Origin of the sequence: Microcoleus sp. CZ3-B2 (assembly GCF_036705055.1) — a bacterium.
Taxonomy (GTDB): domain Bacteria; phylum Cyanobacteriota; class Cyanobacteriia; order Cyanobacteriales; family Microcoleaceae; genus Microcoleus.
In genome coordinates, this window is the sequence record NZ_JAUBTN010000003.1 from 39096 (window position 1) to 57393 (window position 18298).

At 46.2% G+C, this 18298-nt stretch carries 15 protein-coding genes; 7 read left to right on the forward strand and 8 right to left on the reverse strand.

Features of this window, described 5'->3' with window-relative positions; translation table 11 throughout:
• Positions 1-78: 78 nt before the first annotated feature.
• Positions 79-816, reverse strand: a complete 738-nt coding sequence (locus tag QUA97_RS01990) for a class I SAM-dependent methyltransferase (RefSeq protein ID WP_333192595.1) — start codon at positions 814-816, stop codon at positions 79-81.
• Positions 817-823: 7 nt separating this feature from the next.
• A complete protein-coding gene (locus tag QUA97_RS01995; RefSeq protein WP_194070129.1) occupies positions 824-1021 on the reverse strand; it encodes a hypothetical protein in 198 nt (65 codons plus the stop codon).
• A 585-nt stretch (positions 1022-1606) separates the two neighbouring features.
• On the opposite strand from QUA97_RS01995, the gene QUA97_RS02000 reads away from it, so the two are divergent.
• From QUA97_RS02000 to QUA97_RS02010, 3 genes are all read left to right on the forward strand, one after another.
• Positions 1607-4153, forward strand: a complete 2547-nt coding sequence (locus QUA97_RS02000; protein ID WP_333192599.1) for a mannose-1-phosphate guanyltransferase — start codon at positions 1607-1609, stop codon at positions 4151-4153.
• On the forward strand, positions 4146-4334 hold the full coding sequence (locus QUA97_RS02005) for a hypothetical protein (RefSeq protein WP_333192602.1): 189 nt from the start codon (positions 4146-4148) through the stop codon (positions 4332-4334). Before QUA97_RS02000 ends, QUA97_RS02005 begins: the two co-directional genes overlap by 8 nt.
• A 344-nt stretch (positions 4335-4678) precedes the next feature.
• A complete protein-coding gene (locus tag QUA97_RS02010; protein ID WP_333192604.1) occupies positions 4679-5233 on the forward strand; it encodes a single-stranded DNA-binding protein in 555 nt (184 codons plus the stop codon).
• 74 nt (positions 5234-5307) lie between these two features.
• On the opposite strand, the gene lipB is transcribed toward QUA97_RS02010, so the two are convergent.
• Positions 5308-5991 carry a lipoyl(octanoyl) transferase LipB gene (lipB, locus tag QUA97_RS02015; protein ID WP_333192605.1) on the reverse strand — a complete coding sequence of 228 codons (684 nt, stop codon included), beginning with the start codon at positions 5989-5991 and terminating at the stop codon, positions 5308-5310.
• Positions 5992-6141: 150 nt separating this feature from the next.
• On the opposite strand from lipB, the gene hpf reads away from it, so the two are divergent.
• The 3 genes from hpf (at position 6142) to QUA97_RS02030 (ending at position 7909) form a co-directional block, all read left to right on the forward strand.
• On the forward strand, positions 6142-6765 hold the full coding sequence (hpf, locus tag QUA97_RS02020; protein WP_194010503.1) for a ribosome hibernation-promoting factor, HPF/YfiA family: 624 nt from the start codon (positions 6142-6144) through the stop codon (positions 6763-6765).
• Between the two features lie 410 nt (positions 6766-7175).
• Positions 7176-7661, forward strand: coding sequence for a Uma2 family endonuclease (locus QUA97_RS02025; RefSeq protein ID WP_194070117.1), 486 nt, complete (start codon positions 7176-7178; stop codon positions 7659-7661).
• Between the two features lie 47 nt (positions 7662-7708).
• Positions 7709-7909 (forward strand): hypothetical protein, encoded by a 201-nt coding sequence (locus QUA97_RS02030; RefSeq protein ID WP_194070115.1) that lies wholly within the window; start codon positions 7709-7711, stop codon positions 7907-7909.
• Positions 7910-8045: 136 nt separating this feature from the next.
• Here the strand turns inward: QUA97_RS02030 and QUA97_RS02035 are convergent, their stop codons facing one another.
• The 3 genes from QUA97_RS02035 to QUA97_RS02045 form a co-directional block, all read right to left on the reverse strand.
• On the reverse strand, positions 8046-8885 hold the full coding sequence (locus QUA97_RS02035) for a Tab2/Atab2 family RNA-binding protein (RefSeq protein ID WP_333192610.1): 840 nt from the start codon (positions 8883-8885) through the stop codon (positions 8046-8048).
• A 186-nt stretch (positions 8886-9071) separates the two neighbouring features.
• Positions 9072-10277: an adenylate/guanylate cyclase domain-containing protein gene (locus QUA97_RS02040; protein ID WP_194070111.1), complete on the reverse strand. Its 1206-nt coding sequence runs from the start codon at positions 10275-10277 to the stop codon at positions 9072-9074.
• 236 nt (positions 10278-10513) lie between these two features.
• Positions 10514-11056: a carboxymuconolactone decarboxylase family protein gene (locus QUA97_RS02045; protein ID WP_194070109.1), complete on the reverse strand. Its 543-nt coding sequence runs from the start codon at positions 11054-11056 to the stop codon at positions 10514-10516.
• A gap of 584 nt (positions 11057-11640) precedes the next feature.
• On the opposite strand from QUA97_RS02045, the gene QUA97_RS02050 reads away from it, so the two are divergent.
• Positions 11641-12945: a valine--pyruvate transaminase gene (locus QUA97_RS02050; protein ID WP_333192615.1), complete on the forward strand. Its 1305-nt coding sequence runs from the start codon at positions 11641-11643 to the stop codon at positions 12943-12945.
• 931 nt (positions 12946-13876) lie between these two features.
• On the opposite strand, the gene QUA97_RS02055 is transcribed toward QUA97_RS02050, so the two are convergent.
• Both QUA97_RS02055 and sat read right to left on the reverse strand, forming a co-directional pair.
• Entirely contained in the window at positions 13877-16081 is a 2205-nt protein-coding gene (locus QUA97_RS02055) for a caspase family protein (protein WP_194070646.1), read from the reverse strand.
• 397 nt (positions 16082-16478) lie between these two features.
• Complete coding sequence (gene sat, locus QUA97_RS02060; RefSeq protein ID WP_194070645.1) at positions 16479-17660, reverse strand: sulfate adenylyltransferase; 1182 nt, start codon at positions 17658-17660, stop codon at positions 16479-16481.
• Between the last annotated feature and the right edge of the window lie 638 nt (positions 17661-18298).

The window sequence follows — 18298 nt, forward strand, 5'->3', positions numbered from 1 at the left end:
AAAAGGGTTTGTAGAAATTTTCTCTAAACCCCCATAGCTGTTGGGTAATTTTTGAAGATTGGGGAGGTTTCTTAACTCTCAATTGTATTGAACTTTGTACATTTGAAATAAGTCGCCGCTTTGCTTTTTTACGACTTTAGCGCCCGCAGCTTTTATCAGTTTTTCCCAGTCTTCTATTGTCTCTAAAAATACTTCCCCTGCTCGATAAGTTTCCAAAATTGCCCAGTCTTCTGCTAGAGGTGCATTGGGGTTGAGAACATCAAATACAAAGTGACCGCCCGGTTTTAAAACTCGCTTGACTTCTCCCATGACAATATTCCAATAGTCTATGGGATAGTAACAGCTAAAGCCTGTAGCAAGGCATAAATCGAACTGATTCTCTTCGTAATTCAACTTGTGGGCGGGGGCCCATTCTACGCCTTTGAACAGCTTAGAATTGAGCTGGGGGCCGCGAGCGTTTAATGCGTCTCGCGCGGCGCTGCTGATTTCTTGACCGTAAAAATATGCTTCCCACTCCCGCCAAGGGTAGATGAGAAAGCTGACTCCGCAGCCAATGTCTAGACAGCGCTGGTTTTTTTGAGGTTTGGCAATTTTCCAGAAGGGAGATACTGTTTTTGCTTGGAGGGTTCCGGCGACTGATTCTAGGAAAATTGGCATTGCTTCGACTTCTTCGGGTAGGGCGAATGCTTCTCCTTGATATTCGCGATCGAACCGAGTGGCTACTTGCGACAGTAAAACTTGCCAGCTATCTGATTTTCCTTTGGCAAACCAAGTCTGCTCTTGACCTGCAACTGGGTGCTCCGACTTTTTAGACATTCTTGGATTACCTTCTAGAGCCTTTGAGTGCTTTTGTAAAGTTTTGACGGTAAGGCTTATTAAAAATTAACGCGGGCCACAGCAGGGACAGTTTCATGCGGTTTGCAAAATTTCTGTCGAAGTTAGTGCGATCGAAACCGCTCCAAAATTTCCAAATACCGCCGCCGTAAGCGACTAGCAACACCAATCCAATTAACGGTTCCATGAAATAACCCCCTAAGCGACTGATTGGATTTTGAGTTAGCGAGGCAAGGCTCTACTCTTAATCTATCATTTATCGGACGGCTTGGCGCAGGGATACCCGTAGCAATTCCACCTTCAGCTAGATACTTCAAAATCGCTGATGGTGGGAAGCTTAAAAATGTAGCAGAAGTCATTAGTCATTAGTCATCAGTCAGCAGTCATCAGTCATCAGTCAGCAGTGCTGTATCCTCGATCGAGCGCTGCGATCGATCATCAGTCATCAGGAAGAAGGAAGAAGCAATATTCAGTAAGGGTTTGAGCAATTGAGAACGTCCTAAAGGTCGGGCACGGTTGCTATAACAGCCAGGAAAGAGCTTTCAGGGTGCAAGCAAGAAGCGACTTTTGCTAAAAGTCGAGGTGGCAAATCCTGATTCGGTTGAAATTCGGTTGCTGTTGGGGGACGACTTCGCTTTTTGGGACTTCGCAGGCGTGCAACTACTTAAAGATAATTAACTAAGAATTGATAGCGGTGCCCCACAGGTTACAGCAGGCAAACTTTTTCTAGCGGACAATGACGGTAGATAGCTTTCAAAGCAAGGAGGATTTTATGCGTGCAGTGCTGATGGCTGGGGGGTCGGGAACGAGGCTCAGACCCCTGACGTGCGATTTGCCTAAACCGATGGTGCCGATTCTGAATCGCCCGATCGCAGAACACATTATCAATTTGCTAAAAAGGCATAAGATTACGGAAGTTATTGCTACCCTGCACTACCTTCCTGATGTGATGCGCGAATATTTTACTGATGGGGCAGAGTTTGGCGTTCAAATGACTTACGCTGTGGAGGAAGACCAACCGCTGGGTACGGCTGGTTGCGTCAAAAATATTGCTGAATTGCTCGATCGCACTTTTCTGGTGATTAGCGGCGACAGCATCACAGACTTCGACTTGACAGAAGCGATCGAATTTCACCACCGCAAGCAATCCAAAGCCACGTTAATTTTAACTCGCGTTCCCAACCCGATGGAATTCGGGGTGGTGATTACGGAGGAAAATTACCGCATCAGCCGCTTTCTGGAAAAGCCCTCTAGCAGCGAAATTTTCTCCGATACCGTCAATACGGGTATCTACATTTTAGAGCCCGAAGTCTTGGACTACCTACCGGCAAATCAGGAGTGCGACTTCTCGAAAGACTTGTTTCCGCTGCTGCTGGAAAAAAACGAGCCGATGTACGGTTACGTGGCCGAGGGTTACTGGTGCGATGTCGGACAGCTTGATGTTTACCGCGAAGCTCAATACGACGCGCTGCGAGGAAAAGTCAAGCTGGATTTGAGTTACTACAACGAAGTTCGACCGGGGCTTTGGGTAGGTCAAAATACTTTTATTGACGATAGCGCGATCGTCGAAGTACCGGCGATGATCGGTAATAATTGCCGGATTGCAGCCCGAGTTAAAATCGATGCGGGTACAGTAATCGGAGATAACGTGACAGTAGGGGCCGACGCTAACCTCAAACGTCCGATCGTCTGGAACGGAGCAATTATCGGCGAAGACGCTCACATCACGGCCTGCGTGATTTGCCGCAGTACCCGGATAGACAGGCGCGCCCACATCCTCGAAGGTGCTGTGGTCGGTTCAATGTCGATCGTGGGAGAAGAAGCACAAATCGGCCCTTCCGTGCGCGTCTGGCCGAGCAAAAATATTGAATCCGGCGCTTTGTTAAATCAAAATTTAATTTGGGGAGAACAAGCTAAGCGAAATTTATTCGGTCAGCGCGGCGTTCAAGGACTGGCCAATGTGGATATTACCCCGGAATTTGCGGTGAAATTGGGTGCGGCTTACGGCTCGACTTTGAAACCGGGGACTTCGGTATCGGTTTCTCGCGATCAGCGCAGTATTTCGCGGATGGTTTCGAGGTCTTTGATTGCGGGTTTGATGTCGGTGGGAATTAATGTGGTCAATTTGGAATCGACGGCTATTCCGATCGCCCGCACGGTTACATCTACGATCTCAATTGCCGGTGGGATTCATGTTCGCATTTCGCCCGATCGCTCCGACCACATTTTAATTGAATTCTTTGATATCAAAGGCATCAATATTACTAAAGGAGCTGAGAAAAAAATTGAGGGTGCTTATTTTAAGGAAGATTTACGCAGAGCTCTAATTCCCGAAATTGGAGAGATGTCGTACTTTAACCAAGCTCTCGAAATTTACAACCGAATGTTTGAGCGGCAGATGAATGTTGAAGCAATACGCTACAGCAATTCTAAGGTGGTAATCGATTATGTTTACGCGGTTTCGGGAGCAGTTCTACCGCAAATGCTCGCCAAGTTCGGCTGCGATGCGGTGGTGCTCAATGCGAGTCTCAAGCAGACTTCTCTGAGCAATGGCGAACGGGAATATTTGCTCGACCAACTCGGCCGAGTGGTGAAAGCACTCAGCGCTAATTTTGGGGTACAGGTGTCGGCCAATGGCGAACAGCTTATTTTGGTAGATGAGTCTGGGATAGCGATTCGCGGGGAAATGCTGACGGCGCTGATGGTAAATTTGATGCTGACTGCTAATCCGAAAGGTACAGTAGTAGTGCCGGTGAATGCGTCTTCGGCGGTGGAGGCGATCGCCCGCCGCTATCAAAGCAAGGTAATCCGCACTAAGGCGAACCCAACTGCTTTGATGGAAGCCGCTAACAGGAACCCGAATGTAGTTTTGGGCGGCAGCGGCAGTATGGGTTTTATTTTCCCGCAGTTGCATCCGGGGTTTGACGGAATGTTCTGCATTGCTAAAGTGATAGAAATGATGACGATTCAGGAGCGATCGCTCGGACAGATCAAAGCCGAACTTCCCCGCGTCACCCACCGCAGTTACAGCGTCCGCTGTCCTTGGACTGTCAAAGGTTCCCTGATGCGGCATTTAGTAGAAACTCATGCGCCCGATCGTTTAGAATTAGTAGATGGAGTGAAGATTTTTAACTACAGCGACGACAATTGGGTATTAGTTTTGCCCGATGCTAGCGAACCCACAGTCCATATCTTCGCGAACAGCGAAGACCGAGATTGGGTATCGGAAACTTTAAAGGAGTACCGCGCCTTCGTTCACGATTTTGTCACTCAAACCGAGGCTGCGGTTCTCCAAGATACCTTTGGTACTAATGAATAATTGGGAATTGGGCGGAGCGAAGCGGAGGGATTGGGCGGAGCGAAGCGGAGGGATTGGGAATTGGCCCGCGCAGGGCATTGGGCGGAGCGAAGCGGAGGGATTGGGCGGAGCGAAGCGGAGGGATTGGGAGTTGGGCGGAGCGAAGCGGAGGGATTGGGAATTGGGAATAGCTAATAGCTAATAGCTAATAGCGCAGAAAAATTAATAGACAAGATTGTCGCACTCACAAACTATTCAGAAATGTCTCTGGGTTTATCTGCGTTAAAAAGTTGTTTTCCTCTCTCATCAAAGATGTATGCAATTGTTAGTCTAACCATCCTGAATTCGCAAGTGCGATCGCCAATTTCTAATCAACAAATGCCAACGATATTTTGTCCGCTCGATTGAGCGCAATAATATTCGTCGTCGTCGTTCGTAGTGCGAACCGTTTTTGTTATAATAATGTACAGTACGCGATCCGATCCAATTTCCAATTTCCAATTTCCAATTTCCAATTCTCAATTCCCAATTACGCAAAGATAACAGATGAATAGCTGCATTTTAATGGCGGAAATAATTCAACAACCGCAACTCCGTTATACTCCAGACAATCAACTTCAAATCGCTGAAATGTTGATTCAGTTTCCCGGCCCAAAACCTGAAGATCCGCCTGAGCATTTGAAGGTGATAGGATGGGGAAGTTTGGCTCAAGAAATTCACGAAAAATATCGCGAGGGCGATCGCGTGATTATTGAAGGCCGGCTGGGTATGAATACGATCGAAAGAGATGGTATTAAAGAAAAGCGCGCTGAACTAACCGCCCAAAGAATTTACACTCTCGGCGCCGATGCGATGAGCGCTGCACCAGCAGCTAGAACTGCCCCGGAACCGACTCAAATTCGCGACACACCCCCGGCTAATGTGCCGAGCAATGTGGTTCCCATGAGTTCCCGAGGTCGCAGTTCTAGCAGCCCTCAAAGCCCTGCTAACCGCCCGTCTAGCTCGGACTGGAACTCGCATCAGTCTTCTTCTGAGTCCGATCGCCAGTCGGGTTCGTCTAATGAAGCTGACAATCCCGATTACGATCCGATTCCTTTTTAATCACAGCCGTAGGGTGCGTCACTTTCGGGTTGTTCGAGACTCCGCCAGAATGTTGAGAGTGACGCACCATCTATCTATGACTCCGACGATCGCACAATTTCCATTCCAAAAACGCGAGCAAACTGTGTCATAACGATCGATCGCACTCGATCGACCTCAATTCCCGGTATAAATTGATCTAAACTGCCAACCGGTCGATCGGGAATCCCGCAAGGTACGATTTGTCCAAAACCTGTTAAATCCGGGCAAACATTTAAAGCAAAACCGTGCATCGTAATCCAGCGGCTGACTTTAATCCCGATCGCCCCCACCTTGGTACCATCCACCCAAACGCCAGTCATACCCCCAACCCGCGAACCCTTCAGCCCGCAAACTGCCAACACTCCCAGCAGCACTTCCTCCAACTGGCGCAAATACCAGTGCAAATCCTGCTGGTGACGGCGCAAATTTAAAATTGGATAGCCCACCAACTGGCCCGGACAATGGTAAGTCACCTCACCGCCCCGCTCAACTCGGTGCAATTCCGGCTGACTGCGATCGGGGTCAAATTTCAGAAATTCCAACTTCGATCCCAGCCCCAAAGTGTAAACCGGGGGATGTTCCAGCAAAATCAGCACATCAGGCAAATCAGGATTTTCCCGGCGCTCTTGCACCAGTTTTTGCTGGATTTCCCAAGCTTGAGAGTAAGGTACTTGTCCCCAATCGAAGAGCAAGCAGGGTTGTACATTTAGGTTTTGAGGGATAATAGGGGAAAGCATGAAAAAAATCAATAGTGTTTTTACGGAATATTGGTTCAGTTTAAATCAAGAATTGTCAACATATAAAAAAGATTTGAAAGAAAAGTGTTTTGTTTAATACATAATGCTATTGTATAAACTATACCCAAGTTACAGAAGGGAGGGAGCTCTATGAAGCTTGTTATCCAGGGTAAAAACATAGAAATCACCGATGCGATTCGCGAGTACGTCAACCAAAAGATTGAAAAGGCAGTTAGCCATTTTCAAACTTTGACTACAGAAGTCGATATTCATCTATCGGTGGCTCGTAACCCCAGGATCAATCCTAAGCAGACTGCTGAGGTGACAATTTATGCTAACGGTAGCGTGATTCGGGCTGAAGAAAGCACGGAAAGCCTTTATGCCAGCATCGATTTGGTTGCCGACAAGATCGCTCGTCAACTGCGGAAATTTAAGGAAAAACGCCACGACAACAAAATCCAGAGTAGTCCCAAAACAATTGCGGTAGTTGATGAACATCCTGTAGCAGCGGATTTGATTGGCGATCGAACTCCCGAACTTCCTGCCGAGGTAGTGCGGACTAAGTATTTTGCCATGCCTCCAATGACTGTGCAAGATGCTTTGGAACAATTGCAGGTTATAGATCACGATTTCTATATGTTCCGCAATGCGGAAACAGACGAAATTAACGTGCTCTACGAACGCAAGACTCACGGTGGCTATGGAGTTATCCAACCGCGCAACGGCAACGGTAATAGCAAAAATAGCAAAACAGCCGAAAGCGCTGCACATTAAAAATCTAGTGTTGAGAAAAGCTAGATAATTTCTAATTGTTAATGGCTGCAAGTCGTTAGCAAAAAAGGACTAAAGTCCTCACTACGAACGAAAGGTTTGTAGTAAGGACTTTAGTTTTTTCTTGGTTTGGATTTTTAGGGAGCATCTCAGTTTGGCAAAAAGCCTTTTTTTATTATAAGTAATCGCACAGAATTAATTACATACAGCTTCTTTACGGAGGAAGGCTTGTAGCCAAATTTTTGTGTAATTCATTGTGTTCCACTATTTAGTGCGAGCGTCCTCGCTCGCGTATTGTACAAACTCGCTATTCGGGGACGCTCGCACGCTCAAATGGCACACTGAGATGCTCCCGATTTTTAGACAGTAAGGAAAAAGTGAAATCCTCACTACAAACAATAGGATGAACAATTATGCTATTGGAATTAAGACAACTGAAGATTCAACCGGGTCAGCAATTACTGGTAGAGGATGTGAACTGGCAACAATTGGAAAGTATTTTAGCGGAATTGGGAGAAAGTCGTGCTTCCCGAATTTCCTATAGTAACGGACTATTAGAAATTATGGTTCCCCTACCCGAACATGAAAAAGCCAAGGAAATAATTGGCGACATGGTAAAACTTTTATTGGAAGCACGACAAATAGCATTTGAGTCCTTGGGTTCGACAACGTTGAAAAACGAACGCATGAGTCAGGCTGTAGAACCGGATACCTATTTTTACATTCAAAATCAAGCAGCAGTTATCGGTAAAAATCGCCTGGATTTGACACTCTCAGCGGCTTCAGCCCGCTTGAGTGTCAAAGGATTAGCTGTAAGGAATGAAATATCTCAAATGGGTTCTATATTATTTATCAAGCAATGTGATTTAAATCACAAACTAACTTTACAAAATCTTTAAAAATAAAAGTACAGAGTTATGTTACCTATTTTCAGGGTATGAAGACCATGACAGTAAGTTCTGCTAGCCTCCCCAAAATCTCTGTGGAGGCGATCGCCCAGCGCGTCTTTGCCTTCCGCCAAATTACTCCCCTCGACAGACAACTGCTTCACTCAGCAGTCCTCAACGGGCTAGACAAAAAGGATCAATTTTACATTAACCGATTGTGTGAGGGCATCCAAAACGGATTGATTCTGGTTGTGGAATAACTGGGCTGCACTATCTCTGACTAGATTGAGAAGTTATTCTAAAATTTATGTTCGAGTCTGTATCTGCTGGAACTCAGTTCGGACAGTATTTTTTCTTTTGCGATCGATCGACATCAGAAATAATCATATTTAAATATTATCGATCGAACTTTAACAACCAAAAACCTGTATAAGTCATACCGCTGTCATCAGGCTGCACTAACAAAAAATGCAATCCTTTACTTAATTGCTGGCGCTGTTGGTAAATTTCTGCAGCCGCCTTCACTTCCCTATCTTCAAAAGTAGCCACAACCCACCTATCTGCCAATCCAGCTTCCAAAATCAATCCATCTGGAGCACCAGCAATATAATTCAAAGCAAAAGGTTTAACATCCTGAAGCCATTTAGCCAACCGCATCGACTGTCGCCCGCCGTCAATCACAACACCGGGCACCGGTACTGTGGAAGCTAAGCCCAAAGTCAGCGGTAGCAGCAATTCAGGCATTTCCAGTATTGGTATGGGACGTTCTTGAAAAGCTTCTACAATATCGCCTGCGGCTAGGGAAGCAAAACGCCAGCCATCACCCCAAAGGTTTTCGGGTAAAGGAACCGGCGGGGGAGTCTCAAGGGCGATCGGGCTGTAATTTTCGGCTGTATAATTAGGCATACTCGAATATTCTTCTGCCCGTTTTTGCAGCAGCAATTTCAAAGCTGCAGTGCGGCGAGTCGCTTCTACTTTGATACCCAAAACCTTGCCCGCAGCTTCGAGCAAACTGAGAGATTGAGGCCTAAATACTTGAATCAAATCCGGCAAATTCTGAATTTGAGCTTGCTGGTGCAACTGCGCCGCCAGCCAATTAGAATTAGCTTCCGACTGGCTGCAAAAAGCGCTAAATTGAAAAGTTTGTGCCCCGTCGCAAATTAATAATTCCCACAATGGTTTACCTGTTTCGTCTTGCAGGGGGCGGCGGTAAAAATCGGCTTGCCAAATACGCATGGGAGTTAAAAAATAAAATCTACAACTCAATAATTTTAATATAACCAGGGAACACTGCGTTTTTTTTAATAAAATCCTACAGGGTAATCTGCAGTAAGGGTAAAAAACTGGCTTCTTTGTCGGGAGTGCATCCGAGACTGTATAAAAAACCCGGTTTCTTCGATATTGATGCGATCGCGCAATGTATTATTTAAGATGGTTAACCAAATACATATCCATTTCGCCCTTATTTTTAGCAAGGATTTTCCCTCGATATTCACATTCACAAAAATCCTTAACTAATTCAAACGTTGCACTAGAAATATTGATTTTTCCAGGCACACCCGAAGATTCCATCCGAGATGCAGTATTAACTGTATCTCCCCAGACATCATAGGCAAACTTCTTATTCCCAATTACCCCAGCAAGTATTGGGCCTGAATGAATACCGATCCTGATATCCCAATAAGGAATGTTTTGTTGAGCTTTATGCACTTTTCGCAACTCCATAAATTGTTGAATTTCTAGAGCTCCGAGTACAGCATCAAAGGCGTGTGTTGCCCTTGGGACAGGAATTCCCGCCGCACACATATAGCTGTCGCCAATAGTTTTTAATTTTTCCAAACAATATTTATCCATCACGCGATCGAAATAAGAAAAACAATAGTCTAGTTCGTCAACTAAATCTCGCGGAGTCATCTTTTCGGCTAACTTAGTAAAGTCTTGAAAATCCGTAAATAAAACCGATACGCAATCATAATGAACGGGTTCCACTTTGCCGTTATTTTTGAGTTCCTCGGCAATTTCAACCGGGAGTACGTTCAACAGTAGCTGGTCGGATTTGTGCTTTTCGGCATCGAGTTCCAAATACAGATTATTCATCTCTTTAAAGCGTTCGGCATTGCGGATTGCTGAGGATAGTTGCAAAGCCAAAAGATAGCCAATTCGCAGGTCTTCTTGAGTGTAAGATCGCGGCTTGGTTGTGGCAAAATTAATTGTTCCTAAAACCTTACCTTCACTTTCCAAAGGAAGAATAATTTGTGAAGAGTAGGGCGACAAAATAGCAGTAGCACCCGCTTCTTGAATTAATTGAGGTTGACGTGTTTTGAAGGCTTTGTTAATTGGGCTGCTGTCTGGTAGGGCAGCAATCTCTATAGGGATATGCTTGCCAAATAAAGTCGTGCAACTGCTAGAGCTGTGCAGGCAAACGCTACAGTGTTCAAAGTCTAGCAGCCATTTGGCTTGCTTGCCTACTACCCGCAAAATCTGATTGAGATCGAGGGTGCGGTTAATGGCAGTGGCAATTTCGTTGACGGCTGCAATGCGGATAGAAAGCGCCTGAGTTTCTGCTAACAAACGGCGGGCAGTTAACAAAAGTTCTTCTCGGTCTTGCTCTTCTAGCCGTTCGCCCATAATAGGGGTATGAGATTATAGATCAATACGGTTTACTTAAGACGATCCAGGCGGTAAAAGATTATGAAAAATTAATCAATACTGCGATTGCTTCGGTCTTCGTTCCGGGAGCATCTGAAGTTTTGCAAAAAGCATTTTTTTTATTGAGCGTGCGAGCACCTCAAATGCAAAACTGAGATGCTCCCCCTTCGTTCCTCTTTTGGGAAAATCTTCAGTAAACCGTAGTGGATTATAGATTACAAAGCATCAATTTCTAGGGCAATTGCATCGGTATATCGATTGACAAAGCTAAACAAATCTGCTGTGGCAATAATCTCAAAGATTTCCGCATCATCTAGCCCTAAATCCCGCAGATTTTGGTAATGAGCTTCTGTCATTTCCAGGGGTTTTGTAGCCGCCAGCAAGCCAAAGCTAATGACAGCTTTATCCCGTTTTGGCAGAGGGCAGTTGGCAAAGTCAGAAACTAGGGTTCGCAGGACTTCTTCGCTCATCCCCAAGGCAGACAATCCGTGCAGGTGAACTTGGAGAGCGTACTGGCTGTTATTGAATTGGGAAATAGCGACACCGACCATTTCTTTAAGAGTTCTGGGTAAGTCTCCTTGCAGGATTGTTCCCCGGAATTTTTTCCAATTTGCTTCTAATAAGTCTGGGTTGATTGCCATTGACTTGAACAGGTTGGGGACGATACCAAACCCCAATTCTGTCAATATTTCGTCGTAGACTTCTTTGGCTTTAGGATCTGTAATTTCCTCGTATTCGATAAGTGGAAAGTGTGTCATGGTTTTATGGAAGTTTACGACTGTTAGGTGTGGTTGGGATTGCCGCAGTTGTTATGTAACGCCACCGCAAGGGTTACGTTACCAAATCTTTTGGCTTTAGTAGGATTGATGATAAAATGCACCGCTGTCAACAAACCGCGAATTTTGAAAATGAGCTAGCAACAAATCTAATTTTTGAGGCTCAATTAAATTTACTATTATAGCAATCATTGGAGCAAATAAAAATCTGTGGCGATCGCGCCTGAGACTAATATTAAACTGTCTCAAGAGCTAACGTCAAGCACCGGCAGTCGATCGCGCGTGTGGGGCGAAATTTCAGCAAAACTCTTGAATTGGATAGTACGGCCAGGTTCGCGAATTTTCCGGCAAAAAACACTAGGTTCGATCGCCCGATAAAACTCCACAAATTCGGGCTCATCTGATGCAGCAGGGCGCAGAAGGGAAAAAACAAAATGCTGTGCGATTTCGTTTATTTAATTGGCAGTTTGGGCGATCGACAACCCATAGCCCAGACAAGCTACGCTAATGCCTGCAACAAGAGTTATTATAATAAACTGTAAACTTTTATCTTTGTCGCTGCATTTATGAACCCTGCCCTTACTCAGTTTGGCGCTCAGATGTCCCACCTCACCGGCGTGCGGGCGATCATGAAAGATATTATTGAAACTCTCAGAGCCGGCAGCGGGCAGGAGTTTATCAATTTGAGCGCGGGAAATCCGGTGATTTTGCCCGAAGTCGAGAAATTGTGGCGCGATTGCACGGCCGAACTTCTGGCGAGCCCGGAATACGGCGAAGTGGTTTGCCGCTACGGTTCCAGTCAAGGCTATCAGCCGTTGATCGATGCTGTAGTGACGGATTTTAACCAGCGTTACGGACTGAATTTGACCGATCGCAATGTGCTCATTACTCCCGGAAGTCAATCAATTTACTTTTACGCAGCCAACGCTTTCGGCGGCTACACTGCACCGCGAACACAGATTGCCGATCCTAATTCGGAAATCCCAAATTTCAAATCGATCGTCCTACCGCTGAGCCCAGACTACACCGGTTACGGCGGCGTGAGCTTAATTCCCGAAGCGGTAATCGCTTGCAAACCCACCCTCGATATTGATGCAGCGGCGCACAGATTCAAATACCGGCCGGATTTCAGCCAACTGTCGATCGACCAAACCACCGGTTGCGTCATCTTTTCCCGTCCCTGCAACCCCACCGGCAACGTTCTCACCAACGACGAAGTTCAAAAAATAGCAGATTTAGCCGCTGTTTTCGACGTGCCGGTGTTCGTCGATTCCGCCTACGCCCCTCCTTTCCCCTCCTTGAATTTTACCGAAATGACACCGATTTTCGGCGGCAACATCGTGCATTGCATGAGTTTGTCAAAAGCGGGATTGCCGGGAGAAAGAATCGGAATTGCGATCGGCGATCGAAACATTATTCAAATATTAGAATCTTTTCAGACCAATATGTGCATTCATTCGCCGAGATACGGACAGGCGATCGCCACACGCGCCATTAATTCCGGCGCTCTTGCCGACATTTCCTTCAAGGTAATTCGCCCGTACTATCAAAGCAAATTTGCGATCGTAGAAACCACCTTAGAACAATCGATGCCGAAGGATTTGCCGTGGTTCTTGCACCGAGGCGAAGGAGCAATTTTTGCGTGGTTGTGGCTAAAAGATTTGCCAATGACGGATTGGGAACTATACCAAAAATTGAAAGAAGTCGGCGTAATAGTGGTGCCAGGAAGTTCTTTCTTCCCCGGTTTGCGGGAAGATTGGCAGCACAAACACGAATGTTTGCGAATTAGTTTGACTGCGACAAATGATGAAATTGAGACTGCGATGAAACGATTGGCTCAACTCGTGGAAAAAGTTTATCGCGGCAAATAGGAATACGCTCGAACATACCATTTCCCAGTTAGCGGAAACAAGCATATGAATATCGATGTTTTACTCCGGTAGATTTCGATTATAGGTTATATCGTGTCCGGTCGATCGACCGCACAGATCCGTTTTGATTATAGTAATCGACCCGACATGATATTAGACCTCTGGCACTAAATCGCCTTCAATTCCTTCAATTGTCTGCGTTATATCGTTTCCGGTAGCATCGTCAGGTGATTTAACCGGCGCTAGGGCGCAGAGAACACAGAGGAAGACAAGAGAGAGATGAATACAGAACTATGAAGCGCGGATTTGATCTGACTCGATTTTATAATTGGGATGCTACCGGATTTGATATTAATCGGCGTCGCTCTGCCTGATATCTGCGGTTTCCGTATCTAGTTGTGATATCAAATCCGGTAGCACTCCTCATGATGTTAACTGTTAACAGTCAACAGTCAACAGTCAACAGTCAACAGTTAATTTACTATTCCGATGCTACCGGATTGGATAGGCTTTAAGAAGCTAATCTGTTGTAGAAAACGGGAGCATCTCCTGCATATTGAAAAGCACTAAGTAGAAAGGCGTAAATATTTGTAGTTGGGATGAGGCAGGAGTCAGGAGACAGAATGCAGGAGGGATTGGGGTTTTAGCCTCATTTATCTTTCTTAACACAGTTGTGTTTTTCCCCACCGACTTACTTATTATAGAACCCATTTGACATCTTTGAGTTTTTGGGTTGGGTGACGAGAAATATAGAGATCAACTGGTTTCTGAGATTTACGCAAGGGCGAGAAACCGGGTTTCTACGAGTTTTTGGGTGACGAGAAATATAGAGATCGAACCGGTTTCTGAGATTTACGCAGAATAGATATCAAAGGGGTTCTATCAAGCTCCTGCACAGATGTTCCCGTAAAAAACCTTCGCAATTTTACAATTAAATTACCCGATAAACAAAACTCAAACTTGCCCAAACATTCACATCCAAAGCCAAATCATCAGTGGAAATCCCCAACTTCTCCACACCCGGAATACTAGCATTGTGCAAATCTTCCAAGACGGCCTGCGCGACAATTAAAGGATTCAACAATTCTCGGATTGGTGAAGCATTCCTCACTTGCTGCATTCCTTCCTCGATCGCCGCCTGAGTTCGAGTGAAGGGTTTTTCACTAAATATAATTAGAGTTTCCCCTAGTCCGCTCGGGCCCGATACCACCCAGCCGAAAGTCCCAGCGCCCGGTACAGTCAAATTCTCTCCGGGGGCGATCGCCACCGACATCGCTCCGGGATCATTTTCGATCTGAGAATTCATTACCAACAGGTGTCCGGCATTATCCGACGAAAACACCGCAGCATACACCGGGCGATCGCTTTCGTTAAACAGTCTGTACTGAATTCGATCGCCCTTGTTGACGCTGAGCATATCGATATTTGCCAATTTCTCGCTGTCTGCGCTCATGGGCTCCAAGCGATAAGTGCGATCGGCTCGCACCGGCTCCCGCTGCACCATCACCTTGGCTTGTGGGGCCATAGTTGACAGCACCGCCCGCACCTTCAGTCGCGAAGACCCCTCATTGACAGTCAGCCGCAGCAACTTCGTCGCCAGCAACGCTTTCAACTGCGGAGCCAACCGCTGCACGGCCACCTTCACCGCTTCTCCCCCGTCGCCCTCGGTGTCGGGAACCGGCCTTTGAGCCAGAGAAAACAAGCCGTAGCGCCGTTGATACAAAACAGGCCGATCCGACGAAGTTTCAGCTAAAATCGTTTCCGGGACTGTGCCAAACCGATAGTCAGCGGGTTGATCGCTCCCTACCACCGAAACTTGCGGCACAGTCGCAAAGCCACTCGTAGCGTCTACCCGCTCGATCCGTTCCAAACCAGAGTCCAAAGCTACTGTCAAACCGATTTTTCGCGGAAATACCCGAATTTCTTCCCTCACGAGTTCGCCGGCGGTTAATTGTCTGTTTGGGCGATCGCCCCCGTCTAAAATTTGAGCCTTAGCAGTCAAGCCCGTGCGAGCCTGCACCAAAAGTAGTGAAGTGTACCCATCGCCTAGGGAATCGCCCTGGATCGATGCAGCAGGCGAACCCACAGCAAACACCGAGTTCCCCGCCCATTCCAAAACCCCCGCCGACAAACCGCCGAGCCACAACTGCACAGTTTTGCCGCCATCTTCCACCGCCGTTACAGCGCCATCAGCCGCCACAGAATTCAACATTAAATTTGAAAAATTAACTGCAGGCGGTGCCGTTAAATTGTCATGGCGAATTTGCGGTTGTTGCAATAACCCCGCCATTTCCTCGACAGTACCCGCGGCGCGACTGAAACTGACGCTGAAACTACTAGCGGGAGTTGCTAACCACAGAGTTTGGGTGAGGGCGTAGGTAAACAAACCGGCGGTAAATCCGTTCCACTGTTGTTCGGCGGCGAGTTGGGAATTCGCAGCAGCAGCAAGTACCGCGGCCGCCGGACGGAGATTCGATCTCGATCTGAGGCCTTGGGCAAACGTTAATTCTCCGATGCTTTGCTGGCCGATGGTGGAGCGCGGACGGGAGCGAATGCGAAAGTTGCCGTTTTTGGGCAATTTTTGATAGGTGTAGCTGGTGTCGAGGATGGCGATCGCATTTTCTGTCGGGAGCGATCGCATCAACAGCAGCAGCGTTTCCTCTGAAATATCGTTCACCACTCGGTTTGCTAACAGCGGTACAACGTCATCCGCCGGCACCAAACTATTGTGCAATTTGCCTGGAGTGTCGATCGAACCGACTCGACTACCGCAGCCGCTAAAGTGAAAAATCACCGCATCGCCTGGTTTTGCTTGTTCGGTTAAATGAGTGACAAAAGCCGTCTCGATATTTTCCCTCGTAGCTCGATCGTCAGTCAAAGTCAGAATGTCCGACGGCGCAAATCCAAACCGATCGATCAGCAATTCCCGCTGTAATTCCACATCCGTCACGCAGCCATACAGAGGCGAGTCTGGATATTTATTGATCCCCACCAACAAAGCCAATTTACGCGCAGTCGGCTGGGCTAAGGCTTGGAGGTAGCGATCGCCCAACCGCAACCACAAAGTTTCGCCGATCCCGATCGCTGCCAGCATCCGGCCAGCTTGCTGTAAAAATTCCCGCCGCTTCAGTCCCATTTTTAAATAGCTGTGAATTTTCTGTTGTGAATTTTAACTTAAATACCCCTCAATATTTTTTGGGGATTTAATTATATCCGGGCTGATGCAGAACCTTTATATTGCAGGTTTGCACCGCACGCCGAGAACCCTAGAATTAGCAGGTACAACCACCGTTTGGCTAATGAGTGTCCGGTGCGGCACGCCTCGCCGGCGGTGAACACCGCACCTTACTACTATAACTAGCCTATCAAACCACTTTTCGCCTAATTTTTGTAGATGGTGACTGTTAATTATTCAGATATTTTTTAACTTTTAAGTTAAAATTTTTGAGTTTCAAGGTGAAATTTTCAATTTTCCCACTCAAAACTCAAAAATTTTAACTTTTCAGAATGCCACCAATACCAAAGTTCAAGACTTAAATCTCGTAACTAAAAATATTCATAGCCTTAGCTAATTCGGCTGCAACTTCCGGTCGAGAAAACTGTGGCGGCGGCAATTTTCCAGCCCGCAGCATTTCCCGCACCTTGGTTCCAGACAAATGCACCCGTTGTTCGGGACTGCTGGGGCTTGTTTTAGTTGTAGCCATTTGTTCCGTCAGCTTGCAATAGAAAGCGTGCTCGAATTTCATCGGCACAATTCCCAATTCTCCCGGCTCAAATTCGTCAAAAATGTGTTGGGCATCGTAAGTGCCGTAATAATCGCCAACTCCAGCGTGATCGCGCCCTACAATAAAGTGAGTACACCCGTAGTTTTTGCGGATTAAAGCATGAAAAATGGCTTCTCTGGGCCCGGCGTAGCGCATCGCCGCCGGATTAATTGCCAAAATTACGCGGTCTTTTGGATAGTATTTTTCTAGCAAAATTTCGTAACAGCGCATCCGCACGTCAGCCGGGATGTCGTCATCTTTAGTCGTCCCTACTAGCGGGTGCAGAAACAAGCCATCTACTGTTTCTAAGGCGCATTTTTGGATATATTCGTGGGCCCGGTGGATGGGATTTCGGGTTTGGAAACCGACTATAGTTTTCCATCCTTTTTCTTTGAACATCTGTCTCGATTTCGCCGGGTCAATCTGATATTGAGGAAACCGGGTGTCTAGTTCGCGTTCTAACAGCCAAACGTCGCCTGCGAGGTTAACCGGCCCGGCTCGGTCTACTACTTGCACGCCCGGGTGTTTGAGGTCGTCGGTACGGTAGACGTTGACGGCTTCTTCTTCTTTGCTGTAGCGGTATTTTTCTGCGAGTTCCAAGATGCCGACAAATTCGCCAGCCGGGGAGTCGAGGCGCACTAACGCGCCTTCTTTGAGGTTGTCGGCGACTGCTTCGCTGACTGAGAGGGTGATGGGAACCGACCAAGGGATGCCGTTGGACAGGCGCATTTCTTTGACGACCGATCGATAATCAGCTTCGTTCATGAACCCTTTGAGGGGGCTCAGGGCTCCGATGGCGATCATTTGCAGGTCAGAGATCGATCGATCCGAAAGCTGAACTCGCGGCAATACTTCTGCTTTGTCAAAAAATTCTTGTCTTTGGTCTAGTGTGGCAATGCGGTTGACCAGGATGCCGCCGTGAGGGGCAATGCGGTCTAAATTCTGGCTCATGTCGATTTGAGGTTTTAGATTTAAGATGTTGGACTTTAGCTACCTATATCCTACCAAGGTGTTGTTACACTTAATCAGTTTTTCTAGTAAACTCCAGCACAGAATATACATTATATTTACAAAATATAATTTATTAGCTAGGTTATAATATTTTATAATTTTCTAACAAAATTTATCGACTTCTGACAAAAACATTCAGGATTGACAAATCTTAAAGCTCATATTATTCATGCCAAATTAATAAACTTTTAGTCTTTAAGTATCACTTCATGGGCGAACTTCTATCGATTCAGCGAATAGATAAATCGTGAATTTAATTGTCATATTTACTCATAAAAGCCTTTCCTGCTGTACATTTTTAAATCATACAAACAACTAATTTTTAAAAGTTAACTGTGTTTTTTCAGATCAAAATTAGCCTCTAAATTTATATTTCTCACAATATTAGAAATGCCCTATTGTTAGCGACTAAGCAGTTAGCGATCTTCATCAAATTATATCATGTCCGGTTGATTTCGACAACAAAAACCAAATATTACGATTATAATTTACTAGACTGGACATGATATTATATCAGTCGAGGTAATCACACTCGACACTTTTTTAAATAACCATAAAGTTGAATTAATTGATGTCTT